The sequence below is a fragment of the Micromonospora sp. CNZ309 genome, from assembly GCF_002846525.1.
The window spans coordinates 5746415-5762487 of sequence record NZ_PJNG01000001.1; the positions used below are offsets into that span (position 1 = coordinate 5746415).

Annotated in this window: 9 protein-coding genes; 1 reads left to right on the forward strand and 8 read right to left on the reverse strand. The window is 70.2% G+C overall.

Annotated features, from left to right (window positions below):
- Window positions 1–9 precede the first annotated feature (9 nt).
- From CLT72_RS24560 to acs, 4 genes are all read right to left on the reverse strand, one after another.
- On the reverse strand, window positions 10–2406 hold the full coding sequence (locus tag CLT72_RS24560; RefSeq protein ID WP_101413785.1) for an immune inhibitor A domain-containing protein: 2397 nt from the start codon (window positions 2404–2406) through the stop codon (window positions 10–12).
- A 321-nt stretch (window positions 2407–2727) separates the two neighbouring features.
- Window positions 2728–5034 (reverse strand): immune inhibitor A domain-containing protein, encoded by a 2307-nt coding sequence (locus tag CLT72_RS24565; RefSeq protein ID WP_101413786.1) that lies wholly within the window; start codon window positions 5032–5034, stop codon window positions 2728–2730.
- A gap of 403 nt (window positions 5035–5437) precedes the next feature.
- Window positions 5438–8230, reverse strand: coding sequence for an immune inhibitor A domain-containing protein (locus CLT72_RS24570; RefSeq protein WP_101415365.1), 2793 nt, complete (start codon window positions 8228–8230; stop codon window positions 5438–5440).
- Window positions 8231–8495: 265 nt separating this feature from the next.
- On the reverse strand, window positions 8496–10460 hold the full coding sequence (gene acs / locus CLT72_RS24575) for an acetate--CoA ligase (protein WP_101413787.1): 1965 nt from the start codon (window positions 10458–10460) through the stop codon (window positions 8496–8498).
- 254 nt (window positions 10461–10714) lie between these two features.
- On the opposite strand from acs, the gene CLT72_RS24580 reads away from it, so the two are divergent.
- Entirely contained in the window at window positions 10715–11461 is a 747-nt protein-coding gene (locus tag CLT72_RS24580) for a Fic family protein (protein ID WP_101413788.1), read from the forward strand.
- A 163-nt stretch (window positions 11462–11624) separates the two neighbouring features.
- Here the strand turns inward: CLT72_RS24580 and CLT72_RS24585 are convergent, their stop codons facing one another.
- From CLT72_RS24585 to CLT72_RS24605, 4 genes are all read right to left on the reverse strand, one after another.
- On the reverse strand, window positions 11625–12431 hold the full coding sequence (locus CLT72_RS24585) for an HAD family hydrolase (RefSeq protein ID WP_101413789.1): 807 nt from the start codon (window positions 12429–12431) through the stop codon (window positions 11625–11627).
- A 173-nt stretch (window positions 12432–12604) separates the two neighbouring features.
- The gene (locus CLT72_RS33030; protein WP_486484318.1) at window positions 12605–14023 is read right to left on the reverse strand and encodes a tyrosine-type recombinase/integrase; all 1419 of its coding nucleotides are present in this window, start codon (window positions 14021–14023) and stop codon (window positions 12605–12607) included.
- Between the two features lie 11 nt (window positions 14024–14034).
- Window positions 14035–14328 carry a helix-turn-helix domain-containing protein gene (locus tag CLT72_RS24600; RefSeq protein ID WP_101413790.1) on the reverse strand — a complete coding sequence of 98 codons (294 nt, stop codon included), beginning with the start codon at window positions 14326–14328 and terminating at the stop codon, window positions 14035–14037.
- A 17-nt stretch (window positions 14329–14345) separates the two neighbouring features.
- Window positions 14346–16058 (reverse strand): replication initiator, encoded by a 1713-nt coding sequence (locus CLT72_RS24605; protein ID WP_486484319.1) that lies wholly within the window; start codon window positions 16056–16058, stop codon window positions 14346–14348.
- Window positions 16059–16073 lie beyond the last annotated feature (15 nt).

Below are 16073 nucleotides of genomic sequence, written 5' to 3' on the forward strand. Positions count from 1 at the left end.
ATCAGCGGATCAGGAGATGCGGATCTTGGTGTTGAGGCCGTCCTTCTCCAGGACCTTGATCTTGGTGCCGGTGGCCGGGAGCTTGACGCCGTGGTTCGGCAGCTCCGGGAACCAGTACTGCTTGGTGTCGTCGAACAGCGGCTGCGCGGCCTGGCCACGGATGTACTGCGGCTGGCTGTTGAGGTGCAGCGTGAACGAGTCGGCCTTCTTCAGGCTGAACGGCGCGTCGTAGACCTGGACGCGGGACCGCCAGGGCTGGCCGGTCAGGTTGTAGATCGGCCGCGGGTGCGCGTCGATGATCAGGTTGCGACCCTCACCCGGGTGCGCGAACGTGTCGTTGTCCGCCCAGCGGGTGTTCCAGTAGGAGATCAGCAGACCCTCCTGGTACGCGTAGTGGTCCACGTAGTCCGGGCGGGTGTTCTGGTAGCCGAAGAAGTACGGGCCGGTCTTCAGGTACTTGTCGTACGAGATGTACTGCCGGGTGCCCGCGATGTAGTAGTTGTCGTACGCCTTGGTGTAGCTCTCCTCGGCGGTCTCGAAGCCACCGGCGAGCGTCCAGCCCGCGGCACCGGTCTCGGCGCCGTCGGAGAGGACGGTCTGGCCGTCGGCCGTCACGGTGATCGCGTCACCGTAGAAGCCACCCTCGGAGACGCCGCCGTCGGTCTGGTAGCGCAGCCGGAACTGCGCGACCTTGCCCGCCGCCACGTCCATGGGGATGACGACGTCGACCCACTCGCCGCCGCTGCTGCCGTCCAGCGCGTAGCGGCCGGCCGAGATCTCCTTCAGCGGCTGGCCGTTGGCCGTGCCGGGCAGGGTCACCCAGGACTGGCCGCCGTCCAGCGACGCCTCGAAGAACAGGTAGTCGTAGTCGGCCTCGATGTTGTAGCGGCCCTTCATCGACAGCGACGCCGACGACTTCCCGGTGAAGTCCAGGGTCCGGGTCATCGTGCTGTTGAGGTCGTCCCGGTTGCCCGAGAAGAACTGCTTGGAGCCCTCGAACGGGGCGCCGTGCTCGAACGTGTAGTCACGCTTCGGGAGCACCACGACGACGGCCTGCGCCTCGTCGCTGTTGTATTCCTGCGGGCCGAGGGTCATGGTCCGCTTCTGCCCCGCGACGACCACCTCGTAGTCGAGCCAGCCGAGCTGGAGCTTGTTCCACGCGCCGAGGTCGCCACCCCGGTCACCGATGCCGGCGTCGTTCTTGGCGCCGAGCCGGCTCTGGGCCATCAGGGTCCAGTGCTCGTTGTTGTTGTCCCCACCGCTGGTGACGTTGTAGTCGTCCGGCAGACCGAGGTCGTGGGCGTACTCGTGGTAGAAGACGCTCCGGCCACCGTTCTCCGGCTGGATGGTGTAGTCGCCGATCCAGAGGCCGGTGTTGCCGATCTGGGTGCCGCCGAGCGGGTTGCCGACCGGGCCGGTCGAACCCTGGTCGGACGCGAAGGCGTACCAGCGGTGGCTCCAGATGGCGTCCTCGCCCTGGTACGGGTCACCGTCGGCCTCGTCGCCACCGGAGTGGACGATCTGGAAGTGGTCGATGTAGCCGTCCGGCTCGTTGAAGTTGCCGTCCGAGTCGTGGTCGTACCGGTCCCACTCGTCCATCGCCTTGAGGTCGGCGGCGATCTGGGCGTCGGTGCGGCCGGCGGCCTTCTGGTCGGCGACCCACTGGTTCGCGGCGTCGCGGACCAGCGCCCAGGTGTTGGTGCAGACGTTCGAGGCGCACGGGTAGCCGCCGGAGCGGCCGTAGCGGGCCTCGTTGTACTTCACCTTCACCCAGTCGGTGACGGTGCCGTCGACGCTGTAGCGACCCGAGGACTGGGCCTCGTAGTACTGCTTCACCGACTCGTCACCGGGGTTGGTGCCGAAGTAGAGCTTGCGGTAGTAGTCGGCGTTGTAGTCCGCCTGCCACACCGTGGAGTTGTCCACCGCCCGGTTGGGCTCGGGGATCTCGTTGTGCAGCGGCCCGTCGAACCGGGTCGGACCCGCGGTGTCCGGGTCGGTGTCCTGGTCCGGGTAGTTCGGGTGCCGCTCGTTGCCGAACTCCGCCAGGATGACGAAGATCCGGTCCGTCTTCTCCCGGGAGAGCTCGACGTACTGGTCCTCGGTCTGGGTGGCGGCGTTGGCCCGGGTCGAGCGGGCGTTGGCCCCCTCGGCCTGGGTCTTGCCGACCTTGACGACCGTGCTGCCGTTGACCTTCTGCGGCTTGACCCGGCCGGAGAGGACGTCGCTCAGGCCCTCCTGGCGCAGGGCGCGACGCTTGTCCTCCAGCGGGTTCGGCAGGTCGTGGTCGACATGGGCTGGCTCGGCGACCGACGGAGCGGCCGTCGGCAACTTCGGCTGCGGCGCGGCGGTGGCGGACGAACCGAACGCCAGTCCCGTCGCCGTCAGCGAAAGCCCGAGCAGACCCACTGCGACTTTGCGCACGTGGTACCTCCGGTGTGAGGGAACCGGCCCAACGGGGGTACGGGCCGGTGGAGACCGATCCCACTAGTGGGACCAATGGTGAACATAGACACTCGTGTGACCGGTGGGAAGATGCGTGCGTCGATTTGTTGCAAAGTTTTGTTGGGAATGCTTTTCACCGTCACATGCCGGCCGTTCATCGACGCCGTGAGCAGCGCGAACGGCCGGCCCGGAGAAGAAAGAGACGGTTTTCGATAGGAGTGATCGCGTACGCGAAAAGTGGGGCCGGTGGCGTCACCGCCACCGGCCCCACGAGTGCCCCGATCGTCAGTTACTGACCTTGACGACCATGTCGTCGGTCGGGTTGGTGCCCTGCTGAAGGATCTCGATCCGGGTGCCGGAACCGGCCACCTTCACCGAGTTCCAGGGGTTGCCGGCCGTCCAGTACCTGTTCGGCCCGCTGTCGGAGAAGACCGGCTGCGGGGCGAGCGCCGGAAGCGTGACCGGGACACCGTTGAGGTGGAAGGTCTGCGCCGGCTTGGCGTACAGGCTGAACGTGGCGTCGAAGCCGTTGCGCCGGTTGGTGATGGTGCCCTGGCCATCCACAGTGATCTTGTTCGGCCGGACGTCCACCGGGAGGTTCAGGCCGTAGCCCGGGTGCTGCGAGGTGTTGTTGTCGCCGTACGCGTAGTTCACGTACCAGACCAGCATGCCCGGGTGGTTCGAGAACCGCTCCACCCAGTTCGGGCGGGTGTTGTTGAACCCGTAGTTGTACCCGCCGGTCCGCAGCGTGTCGTCGTAGCCGACGTAGGACCGGTTCTCCGCGATGTAGAAGCGGGGGTACGAGTCGGTCACCGCGCCGGTCATCCGGGTGAAGCCCTTGGCGGTCCACTCGGCGGCCAGCGTCTCGGCGTCGTCGGTCCAGGCGACGGTGCCGCCCTTGACCAGCGACACGTTGTCCAGGAAGGCGCCGGCGAGGTGCACGCCGCCGTCGGTCTGGTAGCGGTAGCGGAACTGCACGGTCTGCCCGGCGTACGCGGACAGGTCGTAGGCCAGGTCCACCCAGGCGCCGCTGGTCGAGCCGTCGACCCCGGTCTCGCCGGCGTCGACCGACGAGTTGCTCAGTGCCGTCCAGGTGGCACCGCCGTTGGTCGACACCTCGGCGTAGAGGTAGTCGTAGTCCTCTTCGATGTCGTACCAGGCCTTGGCGGTGATCGACGCGGACGTCGTGCCGGTCAGGTCCAGCTGACGGGTCAGCGTGGTGTTCAGGTCGTCCGCGCTGCCGCCCCACCACTCGTACGACCCGCCGAACGGCGTGTTGTAGCTGGTGGTCTGGGTCTGCGCCGGCAGGTTGACCACGACCGCCTGGGCCTTCGGCCCGTCGCTGTCGCCGGCCGGGCCGAGCGTGACCCGGGTGGTGCCGCTGTTCTCCTCGACCACCGAGTAGTTCAGCCAGCCCAGGTAGAGCTTCGACCACGGGTCCATGTAACCCGGGGTCGACCCGATGTCGTCCTTGCCGCGGCTCAGCCACGAACCGGAGGACATCAGGCTCCAGAAGCCCACGCCGTTGTCGCCGCCGGCCGTGTCGTAGAGGTCCGGCAGGCCGAGGTCGTGGCCGTACTCGTGGGCGAACACGCCCAGGCCACCGTTCTCCGGCTCGGTGGTGTAGTCACGGATCCACATGCCGGTGTCGCCGATCTGGACACCGCCGGCCTTGTTCGCGTCCGGACCGGCGCTGCCGGCCAGGTTCGGGAACGCCGCCCACCGGTGCGACCAGATGGCGTCCTCGCCCTGGGCGCCGCCGCCGGCCTCCTCGCCCTCGCCCGCGTGCACCGCCTGGAAGTGGTCGATGTAGCCGTCGGGCTCGTTGAAGTCGCCGTCGCCGTCGAAGTCGTACCGGTCCCAGATGTCGAACTGGGCCAGGTACTGCTTGATCTGCTCCGGCGTCTTGCCGGCCGCCACCTGGGACTGGTACCAGGCGGTGGCGGTGTCCTTGACGAAGTTCCAGTACCCGTCGGACTCGGGGATGGCGTTGCTGCCGTAGCGGGCCTCGTTGAACGGAACCTGCACCCACTCGGACACGTCACCGTTGACGGTGTAGCGCCCGCCGGACTGCTTGTGGTAGAAGTCCCGCATCGACTCGCCAGGACCGAACATCATGTCCTGGTAGTGCGCCCGGTTGAAGTCCGGCCGCCACAGCGTGCTGTTGTCGTCGGTCGAGTTGCCGTCCCAGTTGCGGTCCGGCTCGGCGATCTGGTTGTGCGCCGGGCCGGCAGCTCCACCGGTCCGGGGGTCGGTCTGATCGCCGAACTCGACCAGCATCGTGAAGATGGGGTCGGTCTTCGGTGCCTGCTGGTACTCGACGAACAGGTCGTCCTTGACCTGGATGACCTTCGAGCCGTTGCGTGTCTGAAGCTTGGCCTTGCCGGAGAGCAGGTCGGCGATGGCCTTCTTCCGGAGCTCCCGCTGCTGATCCGACTTCGGATCGGGGAGGTTGTCCCTGCGGTGCTTCGCCTTGTCGGAACCGGGGGTCGGGTCCGCGGCCGGTGCGCCGGAGGCCGGCGCCGACACGACTCCCGCCGCCAGCAGCGCGGCCGCGGCCGAGGCCAGACCGGCTGTGACTCGTCTCCTCAAAGGTCCTCCTCCTTTGTGGATCTGTTACATGACGAGGGCGGTACGAGCCGCGCCCGTCATGTGATGCGGCACTCACCATTACAGAGCGCGTGGGCGCTTGTCACGGGTTGACTGGCGCTGGAGAACGCACGTCTGGGCCCGTAAATGCGCATAAATGCGATCCAAAAGCCGCCCACGGATGACGTGTTTTCCCATCACGTTTTGGCCACGATCACTGTGAGTGACGGCGGTTCTGAGGTCCCCTTAGGGGAGCGCTGGGAACCCGGAAATCGTCACGGGGTGGGCCGTCGGCTCGACTCCGGCTCGCGGGAGCGCGGCCTCCGCGAACACGGGGCAGGGCCCGCCCGGAGAGCAGTGTGCTCCCGGACGGGCCCCGCCTGTCACCGCTCGGCCGACCCTCGGGTCAGTTCCTCGCGGGCGTGACGTACACCGTCGCGTACGAGTTGTCCCACGCGGCGCGCTTGATGGTGATGGTGACGCCGTAGGACACGCCCTGGTCACCCGGGTTGCCGGTGCCCAGCACGATCGCCCCGCCGCCCAGGGTGACCCCGTAGTAGGACGTCGCCGGCGTACCGTCCGGGTTGGTGACCCGGGTCGTGTACGGCGCGTTGCCCTTCGACGGGACGACCACGGAGGCGTCGTTGTCCCGCGCGTACGGCGAGCCGTCGCGCATCTCGATGCCCGGGTACCAGCCCTTCGCGTCGGTGAAGCCCCGCACCGGCGCCTGCGGGCCGAAGCTCGTGCAGTATTCGCTGTACGGCTCGTCCGCCGCCTCCAGGCACTCCTTGAAGGGGTACGTGGGCTTGAGCGAGAAGGCCGCGTTCGCGGACTGCGGGCGGCTGGGCAGGTTGTCCAGCACCGACGGGTCCTTGACGGCCGCCTCACCCGTGCGGCGGTACGGGTCGAAGTGCGAGTCGACGATCAGCAGACCGCCCTTGGCGCCGTAGCTCGGCAGCGCGGTCATCTGCGCCGTGGTGTGGTTGACGTCGCCCCGCTCCGTGTCGCGGTACCAGACCAGCATGCCCGGCGCGTTGTAGGAGACCCGGTCCACCTTCCACGCGTCGCGCGAGTAGATCGTGTCGTAGGTGTACTTCAGGCCCTTGTCGAAGCCGTCGAAGTTGCGCCACTCGGCCAGGTAGTAGTGCGCCTGGATCGAGGTGCCGGTGTCGATGTGCCAGCCCTGGCCGGTGGTGTCGACGAAGGTGCCGCCGGTCGCCGTCCAGCCGTTGGCCCCGCCCTCGACGTCGTCGCTCCACGTGGTGGCGCCACCGCCGGTCACCGAGAAGTCGTCGGCGAACCAGCCGCGCTCCGCGAACGCCTCGTCGGTGGCGTAGCGCAGCCGCAGCTGCACGGTCTGCCCGGCGTACGCCGACAGGTCCACGTAGTCGTGCCGCCAGCCGTGGGTGTCACCGGTCAGGCCGTACTTCTTGTTGCCGAAGTCCACCATCCGGCCGTTCGGGTCGGCGTAGCCGTCGTTCGTGGTGACGAGCTTGCCGGTCGAGTCGTAGACCTTCTGCTCGGTCCAGGTGGTGCCGCCGTCGGTGGAGACCTCGACGAAGCCGTAGTCCCAGTCGGCCTCGATGACGAAGTTGTTCCACATCCAGAACTTCGCGTCGGCCGCCGCCGGCACGGCCACCTGACGGGCGATCTTGACGTCCGCCCAGTCCTGGTCGGCGCCGGAGTACCACATGTTCGCGCCGCTGTGCGGCGTGGCCAGCGTGATCACCTTGTCCGGCAGGTCGACCTTGATGCCGTCCTGGGTGCCGCGCGGGGTCCGCGAGGTCTGGCCCAGCTGCACGGCACGCGGGTCCGAGCCGGGCGCGAAGGTCAGCGGGTCGGCCCAGCCGAGCACCCACTTGTCCCACAGGCCCATGTGCGTCGGCAGCGCCTGGAAGATCTCGCCGGAGTGCGAGCCCGAGGCCATCAGGTCCCAGAAGTCGACGTCGGAGTCGGCGTTGCCGGAGGTGTCGTAGAGGTCCGGCAGGCCCAGGTCGTGGCCGAACTCGTGGGCGAAGACGCCGACGCCGGCGTCCTCCGGCTGCACGATGTAGTTCGACACCTGGAGGCTGGTGCCGGGGATGGTGTAGCCGCCGGCCACCGTCGACGAGTGCGCCCAGACGGCGTACGTGCCCTCGGCGCCGCCGCCGCGGGACTTGCCCTGCCCGGCGTGCACCAGCACGAGGTGGTCGATCACGCCGTCCGGCTCGAAGAGGTTGCCGTCGCCGTCGCGGTCGCCTTGGTCCTCGATGTCGTAGTCGGCCCACGGGAAGTTCGGGTCCATCTTCGCGAGGGCGTCGATCGCGTCGGTGGCGAGCCGGCCCGCGCCCTGCGGGTTGTCCGGGTGGCCGTTCATCGACTGCTGGCGGCCGGGGACCCAGTCGCCGTTCTCGTCCTGGAAGCAGCGCGAGGCCGCGTACCAGCCCTCGGAGTGCGGAACGGTGATCCACGGGCTCGCCTGCCCGTCGACCGTGTACGCGCCCTTGGACATCTCCAGGTACATGTTGTGCATGGTGCGGCCGGTCAGGTCGATGCCCCGCCTGCCGTCGGGGCCCCGCAGGTCCTTGCGGACCCGCTCGGTGATGCCCTTCTTGGAATAGAGCATCTTGTCGTAGTGGGTGGGCGAGAAGTCCGGCACCCACATCGAGTTGTTGTCCTCGTGCGGCAGGTTCGCCGGGTTCGGGATCCGGTTGTGCTTCGGCCCGTTCTGCACGGTGCCGGGGACGCAGGTCCGGTCCTCGAAGACCGTCTTCGGCACCATGACGCCGGTGAAGTCGTCGTTGGCCTGGTCGTTGAACTCCACCAGCAGGGTGAGCAGCTTGGCGGTCTGGGTGGTCGGGGCCTTCTTGATCTGCCGCGGGCTCTTGCCCGTCATGATCGACTTGGCCTCGTGCTTCGCGAGCTGCTCGGCCGCGACCGGGTTGCCGCGGGCGTACTTGCGGTCGAAGGCGCGCGCCTGTTCGACCGCCGGGGCGTAGACGCCGCCCTTGCCCTTGACCTCGCGGCCGCTGCTGTCCGGCTGGACGGCCGGCTCCGCGTAGTTGATGTAGTGCTCGTCCGCCCCGATCGTGGCTCGGGCGGGGCCGGGCTCCGCCGCCGCCGCGCCACCGGTCACGGTCAGTGACGTGGCGGCGAGGGCGATGGCGGGCAGCGCGACGAGCAGGCGTCGACGCGACCCGGATTGCGGGTTTCTGTTCATGCCGCTCCGTTTCTCGGGCATGGGGGAGGAGGAAGTCGGCCGGCCCTCCATCGATGTGACGTCCATCGAACCGACCCGACGTGCGTGAACCTAGAACAGAAAACAGGGGAACGACAGGGGTCGACGTCTGCCTGTGTACGTTCAGCTTCTCCAGACTCACCCGACCGACCGATGTGACAGCCCGCATCCGGCCGGTCGCCCACGCGTAAGAAACGACGATGGGTGACGGCCCGCGCGGGCCGTCACCCATCGGGGCGTACGCGGGTCAGTCCTCGTCGGACTTCCCGCCGCCCATGCCGGACGAGATCAGGTCCATGACGGACGAGTCCTGGAGCGTGGTGACGTCACCGAGCGAGCGGTTCTCCGCGACGTCGCGTAGCAGCCGGCGCATGATCTTGCCCGAACGGGTCTTCGGCAGCTCCGGCACCAGCATGATCTGCCGGGGCTTGGCGATCGGGCCGAGCGTCTTCGCCACGTGGTTGCGCAGCTCGGCGATGAGCTTCTCGCCGGCTTCGCCCGCCGTGTCCGTGGTGCCGCGCGGGATGGCGAACGCGACGATGGCCTGCCCGGTGGTCGGGTCGGTCGCGCCGACCACCGCCGCCTCGGCCACCGACGGGTGGGAGACCAGCGCCGACTCCACCTCCGTGGTGGAGATGTTGTGCCCGGACACCAGCATCACGTCGTCGACGCGGCCGAGCAGCCAGACGTGCCCGTCGTCGTCCTTCTTCGCCCCGTCCCCGGCGAAGTACATCCCCTCGAAGCGCGACCAGTACGTCTCGATGAACCGGTTGTCGTCGCCCCAGATGGTGCGCAGCATCGACGGCCACGGCTCGCGCAGCACAAGGTAGCCACCGCCGCCGTTCGGCACCGACTGCCCCTGGTCGTCGACGACGTCGGCGACGATCCCGGGCAGCGGCGTCATCGCCGAGCCCGGCTTGGTCGCCGTCACGCCCGGCAGCGGCGAGATCATGATCGCCCCGGTCTCGGTCTGCCACCAGGTGTCCACGATGGGCAGCTCACCCCCGCCGACGTGCTGCCGGTACCACATCCACGCCTCGGGGTTGATCGGCTCGCCCACGCTGCCCAGCAGGCGCAGCGAGGACAGGTCGTAGCCGGCGGGGATGTCCTCGCCCCACTTCATCATCGTGCGGATGAGCGTCGGCGCCGTGTAGAGGATGCTGACCTTGTACTTGTCGACGATCTCCCAGAACCGGCCCTTGTGCGGGGTGTCCGGGGTGCCCTCGTACATCACCTGGGTGGCGCCGTTGGAGAGCGGACCGTAGACGATGTAGGAGTGCCCGGTCACCCAGCCGATGTCGGCCGTGCACCAGTAGACGTCGGTCTCCGGCTTCAGGTCGAAGACCGCGTGCTGCGTGTACGACGTCTGGGTCAGGTAGCCGCCCGTGGTGTGCAGGATGCCCTTCGGACGGGCCGTGGTGCCGCTGGTGTAGAGGATGAACAGCGGGTGCTCGGCGTCGAACGGCTGCGCGGCGTGCTCGGCCGACGCGGTCTCGACCGTCTCGTGCCACCAGCGGTCCTTCGCCGACCAGGCGACCTCCTCGCCGGTACGCCGGACCACCAGCACGTGCTCGATCGACGGGCAGTTCGCCACCGCCTCGTCCACGGTCGGCTTCAGCGCCGACGGCTTGCCCCGGCGGTAGCCGCCGTCGGCGGTGATCACCACCTTCGCGCTGGCGTCCTGGATGCGGTTGGTCAGCGCGTCGGCCGAGAAGCCGCCGAAGACCACGCTGTGCGTGGCCCCGATCCGGGCGCAGGCGAGCATCGCGACCGCCGCCTCCGGCACCATCGGCAGGTAGATCGCCACCCGGTCACCGGCGGTGACGCCCAGGTCGGTCAGCGCGTTCGCCGCCTGACAGGTCAGCCGGTGCAGGTCGGCGTACGTGATGGTCCGGGTGTCGCCCGGCTCGCCCTCCCAGTGGATGGCGACCTTGTCGCCCAGCCCGGCCTCGACGTGCCGGTCCAGGCAGTTGTAGGCCACGTTGAGCTGCCCGCCGACGAACCACTTCGCGAACGGCGGCTTCGACCAGTCGAGCACCTGGTCCCACTGCCGCGCCCAGGTCAGCCGCCCGGCCTGTCGCTCCCAGAACGCCAGCCGGTCGGCCTCGGCCTCCGCGTACGCGTCGGCGGTGACGTTGGCGTTCGCGGCGAGTTCGGCCGGCGGCGGGAACTGGCGCGTCTCGTTCAGCAGATTGGCCAATGCCTCGCTCATGCCGTACTCCCTCGTCGCTCAGGTGACCTGCGTCTCTCTAGGGCACGAGGTTAGTCGTGGCGGCCGGTGCGGGCGACCGCCGGTCCGGCCGACGCGCGCCGAGCGGCCCCCACCGCGCGCCGGACGGCGACGCGGGCCGCCGTGCCGACGCCATTTGTCCGGGAGGGCTCGCCGGCCGACCGGCCGCGGGTGGCGGTGGTCGCTTCCGGGCGGCTCGCCGGCGGGTCGCGCCGGGCAGTCGATAGCGTGACGGGGTGACCGCTGACCCGCTCGCCCCGCTGCTCGCGCTCGCCGACGTCGCTCCCGCCGTGGAGCGGGCCCGCGAGCGGTTCGACCAGGCACTGGGGCACCGCGCGCTGCGCCGCCACGGTGGCCAGGTCGCGGCCGAGGTCAGCCTCCGGTCCGCGGTGGCCAGCGCCGCCCTGGAGGGGTACGCCCGCGAGCGCGAGGCGGTACGCGCCGGAACGGTGACCGAGCCGGTGGTGCAGGGCGCGCTGCGGGTCGCCGGGGCGCTGCCCGGGCTGTCCGAACTCTGGCCGAAGGCGCCCCGGCAGGCGCTGGCCCGGCTGCACGTGCTCGCCGCCCGCGACGTCGTCGGCGAGGCTGAGCTGGGCCGGCCGGTGGCGGACCCGGTCGTCGCTGCCCGGCTGGACGCGCTGGCCGGGCTCGTCGCCGGTGGCACGAAGGTCCCGCCGCTGGTGCTGGCCGCCGTCGTGCACGGCGAGCTGCTGAACCTGCGCCCCTTCGCCGGGCCGTCCGGGGTGGTGGCCCGGGGCGCCGCCCGGCTGGTGCTGCTGTCCAGCGGGCTCGACCCGCGGGGCCTGCTCGCCGTGGACGTGGGCCACCACGAGCGCGAGCCCGAGTACGTCGGCTCGGCCGGCGCCTTCGCCACCGGCACCCCGGACGGCCTGCGCTCCTGGCTGCGCCACTACATGGCGGCGGTGGAGGTGGGCGCCGACCAGCTCACCGCCATCGGCGACGAGGTCCTCGCGGCGGCCTGAGCCGGCCGACGCCTGGAAGCCGGCTCTGGCCCGTCCACGCGTTGTGCCCGGTTGTCGGGCTGCGCGCGTTGTGCCGCCTGGGTGCACGCCGCCGCAGAGTTCAGGTCGGCGCGGCCCCGGCTGGCGGCGCCGGCCACCGTCCTCGCGGCTCAGGCGCTCAGGCTCAGGCGGGCGCGGGGGTGGTGCGGGTACGGCGGTGGCGGCCGTACCAGGCGATGCCGATGGCCACGCCGACGCCCACGCCCAGCGCCGCGGCGGCGACCGGCACGGCCGGGCGCTCGCGCAGCCGCCGTCCCAGCGGGATCGGGTGCCGGAACTCCAGCACCGGCCAGGAGTTCTCTACCGCCAGCCGGCGCAGCTGCCGGTCGGGGTTGACCACCGACGGGTGGCCGACGCACTCCAGCAGCGGCCGATCGCTGTACGAGTCGGAGTAGGCGTACGAGTCGGCCAGGTCGTAGCCGCGCTCGGTGGCCAGCTCGCCGACCGCGTCGACCTTGCTCGGGCCGGCGGCGTAGAACTCGACCTCGCCGCTGTAGCGGCCGTCGACCACGCCCATCCGGGTGGCGATCACGTCGGTGATCCCGAGTAGCACACCGATCGGCCGGACCATCTCCTCGCCGGAGGCGGAGACCAGGACGACGTCCCGCCCGGCGGCCTGGTGCTCCTCGATGAGGGCGGCGGCCTCGGCGTACACGTAAGGGTTGATCAGCTCGTGCAGCGTCTCCGCGACGATCTGGCGGACCTGTTCCACCTGCCAGCCCTTGCAGAGCGCGGCGAGGTAGTCCCTGGTCTTGGCCATGGTCTGCTCGTCGGTGCCGCCCAGCCGGAACATCAGCTGCGCGTACGCCGACTTGACCACGTCACGCCGGGTGATCAGGCCGTCCCGGTAGAACGGCCGGCCGAACGCCAGGGCGCTCGACTTGGCGATGACGGTCTTGTCCAGATCGAAGAAAGCGGCACTTCGGCCCACGGCGCGAAAGTCTAGCCGGATGGTCTATGGTCGGCGGGTGCCCGGGGCCCGGCGACCCCTCGGACCTGCGGGCCGGCCCCCACCCACCTTCGCGCATAGTGACGATGGTCACACTCTGCGAACATTATTTCGCGGGGAGTGGAGGCAACACCACTCGACGTATACAGGTCCACTCAGGCAGACTTGACGACGCGACGAGTGTTCACATCTCGTACAACAGGCAGACCCTCGGCGGTTGCACCCCCCGTGACCGCCGAGTGGGTTCGGCTCGACCCCCCCGGAGCCGAACCTTCGACGACCCCCGTCTCCCCCCGACGGGGGTCGTCCCTTTCCCGGAAGCGCTCCCGACCTGGTAGAGGCACTTCTCCGAGGCCGACTGGGCGGGGCGCCGGGCGGAAAGTCAGCGAATCGTCAGCGAACGTCAGCCGCACCCGATCGGCGTAGTCGTCCGGGGTGTGCGTATAACGATTGAGCGTCGTTGACGCCTTCTCGTGCCCCACGACCCGCCGCACCACGTTGACCGGCACCCCGTCCGTCACCAACCACGTGATGTACGAGTGCCGCAGGTCGTGGAACCGCAGCCCGCCGAACGCCGAGGCCGCCGCGTGCGCCACCGCCGCCGCCTCGTCGGCGAACTCCGCCCGCTGCTCCCGGCCGTCCCGGTCCGGCCACGACGCCACCCACCGGCCCGGCGCCACCTCGGCCACCCGTCCGAGCAGCCCGGCCCGCACCAACGACGGCAGCCACACCCGCCGCCGGAAGTTCGACCGCCGCTGCGGTCCGCCGTCCCGGTCGGCGAAGACCAACGCCCGCCCGTCCGGCGCCGCGGCTCCGCGCCGCCGACGCAGCTCGTCGACGAGGAACGGCGGCATCGGCACCGTCCGCACGCCGGCCCGAGTCTTCGGGTACGCCCGCAGCACGATTCCGCCGTGGGTCTCCACCGCCACCTGGGCGACGTGCAGCAACCCCCGATCGAGGTCGACCGCTTCCCACGGCAGGCCCGCGCACTCACCCCAGCGCAGTCCCGCCCCGGCGGCGGCGCAGACGATCCCCCGGTGTTCGGCCGGCGCGGCGGGCAGCAGCCGGCCGAAGAATGCCTCCCGGCTGATCGTGCCGGCGCGAGCCTCCCGCGCCCGGTTACGCGGCACCCGCACCCCCTCGCACGGATTCACCGCGATCAGGCGCGCCCGGATCGCCGTCTGCATGATCATCGACAGCATCCCGAGGTGCTTCGCCGTCGTCGACGGCGCCAGAGTCCGGCCAAGGGTGGTCACCCACTCCTGTACCGCCAGGTAGTCGATCTTTGCCAAAGGCCAGTCCGCCCACTGCGGCAGCAGATGAGCCCGCAGCATGGAATCCGTCCGCTCGGCCGTCCGCGCCTCCACCGACCGCCCGGCCAGCCAGCGCGTCACGAACTCACCGAACCGCATCCGGCCCGCGTGCGGGTCGACGTACGTCCCCCGGTTGAGCGCGCCCTCCACCTCGGCCAGGAAGGCGTTCGCCTCCTTCTTGGTGCGCAACGTCTTGGCCTTCTGCCGGTCAGCCGAGTCACGCCAGTTCGCCCGGTACGTACCGGCCGGCGTCTTGCTCACGAAGCCCACGATCACCAGCCCCCGCGCGGCGTGTCGGTACCCGTTGCCGGAAGCTGACCGGAGGCGCCGTCCAGCCAGGCGTGGAAGCGGCTACGTGGCACCACCCAGCGCCGCCCCAGCCGTTCGGCGGGGATCTGCCCGGCCCGGACCAGCGCATAGGCCGAGCTGACCGACAGGGACAGCATCGCGGCCACTTCCTTGACCGTGTAGACGGCCCGGACCGGCTGAGGCGGGCAGTCGCCGGGGGCGACGTCGCCAGCACGAGGCCCGGCCTGCCGAGGCGCGAACGGCACGATGATGGACATGATTTCCTCCCCAGGGTTCAGGCCGCGAGCGCGGCGGGTTGATCGGTTGCCGAAACGGCGGCGGCTGTTCGTAGCCGGGCGGTGTCGAGGTCAGAGCGCCAGCGGATGCGGGCGGATATCGCGCGCAAGAGCCGGTGTTCCAGCGGTGGCACGTCGGGGTCTTCGGGTCGGGCGAGTTCGAACCGGTACCGCTTCGACCCGTCCGCGTCGTCGGCCGCCTGGTCGTGCTCCTCCGTGTCGGCCATACCGCCGGCCAGGATGGCCCGGACCCAGGACCGGTTGTCGGCGCGGTGGTCGGCCAGGGTCTTGCCGGACCACTGCCGGGAGACGAGCACGCGCCGGCCGGTGAAGCCGAGGGTGGAGCGTTGGTGGACCTTCCCGGTGCACCGTCCGGGGGTCAAGCCGGCCTTGACCCCGTCGGGCTGGACGCCGTACAGCAGCCAGTTCGCGCACGTCGGCGAGCACGGTAGGACAGCGAGTTCCGCGTGGAGCCGGTCGAAGTGCGCCTTCTGCGCGTCGGAGCGCGGCTTGGCCTGGTCAGTCAGGTCCTTGGTGACGTACTTCGTCACGTAGCGGATGGACCGCTCCGCATCCTTGGTGCCCTGCTCGATCCCCCGCGCGTCGATCCGACCGAGCCGGGCGACGTAGGCGGGTCGGCTGTCGGGTTCCTCCAAGGCGTCGAGGGCTTCACCCCAACTGGGCAGCGGCTCGCGCGTCTTCGGGTCGACGTACGCCTGTCGGTCGACGTCCCAGACCGGTGGCTTGTCGACCGCGTAGGCCAGCTCGTCGAAGGGCGGCCACCACACCTGGTGGTAGGTGGCCGCCGCGATCTGCTTGAGCAGCCGCCGGGGCAGCGTGCCGCGGATCGCGAAGTGCGCGTGCGGAGCGAGCCGGCGTTGCAGCTCGACGGCGCCCGCGTACTGGACGTTCCAGCCGGCGGCGCGGCGGACGTTCTGCCACCACCGGTCGAGGACCCGCGCGAAGTGGATCGCGTCCAGGGCTGCGCGCCGGTAGTCGTATGCAGACGGGGCGACCGGAGTGCCGAGCACGTCATCGTGTTGGCCGTGGCGGATGCCGCACTCGCACGGGGCGACGTAGGCGCCGCGCCGTAGGTGGGAGTGGACCGGCCCGTGCGAGCCCAGGGTGAGCGTGACGAGCATTGACGGGCGGTGGGTTTTGCCGGCCTTGCCAGAGTAGGCACGGCCCACGGTGCGGGGGTCGACCGGCAGCCGGGGCAGGTCCGGCGAGTCCTGCCGCCGCCGGGTCGACCGCTTGCGCCGGGGCCGCTCGTCCCGGTCCTTCGGTGTGAGGTGCCCACGCAGGCTGGTTTCGGCGAGGGCTTCGTCCAGCTCGGCTATCGCAGCATCGATCTCGGCCAGGTGGGCGGCCCGCTCGTCGGGGGTCATCGGCTGGTACTGCGCGGCCTCGCGCTCGAATTCCAGGTGTGCCCGGACCCGCACGAGGGCGAGGACGTCTTCACCGGGTTGGTCGGGGCGGACGGCGGGTTCGTCGGCGAGGTGCCAGCCCTCGCGGATCTGTTGGATGCGCAGCCGCCGGCCCCGCTCCGCGCACGGCTTGCACTTGACGGCGAGGGTCGCCCCGCAGGGCACCTCCACCACCTCGGTCAGACCGGTAGCCGTGTCGGTGCGCCGCAGGGCGAGGGGACGGACGCAAACGCCGTTCTGTTCGGCGAGCTGCTTGAGCGCGTCCTTGGCCAAGGGTTTGCGCATCCGGTCCGCCCGTGA

Coding starts and splice junctions, on each gene's coding strand:
- CLT72_RS24570 (WP_101415365.1), bottom strand. CDS start 8,230: ATGAACAGAAACCCGCAATCCGGGTCGCGTCGACGCCTGCTCGTCGCG.
- acs (WP_101413787.1), bottom strand. CDS start 10,460: ATGAGCGAGGCATTGGCCAATCTGCTGAACGAGACGCGCCAGTTCCCG.
- CLT72_RS24600 (WP_101413790.1), bottom strand. CDS start 14,328: ATGTCCATCATCGTGCCGTTCGCGCCTCGGCAGGCCGGGCCTCGTGCT.
- CLT72_RS24605 (WP_486484319.1), bottom strand. CDS start 16,058: ATGCGCAAACCCTTGGCCAAGGACGCGCTCAAGCAGCTCGCCGAACAG.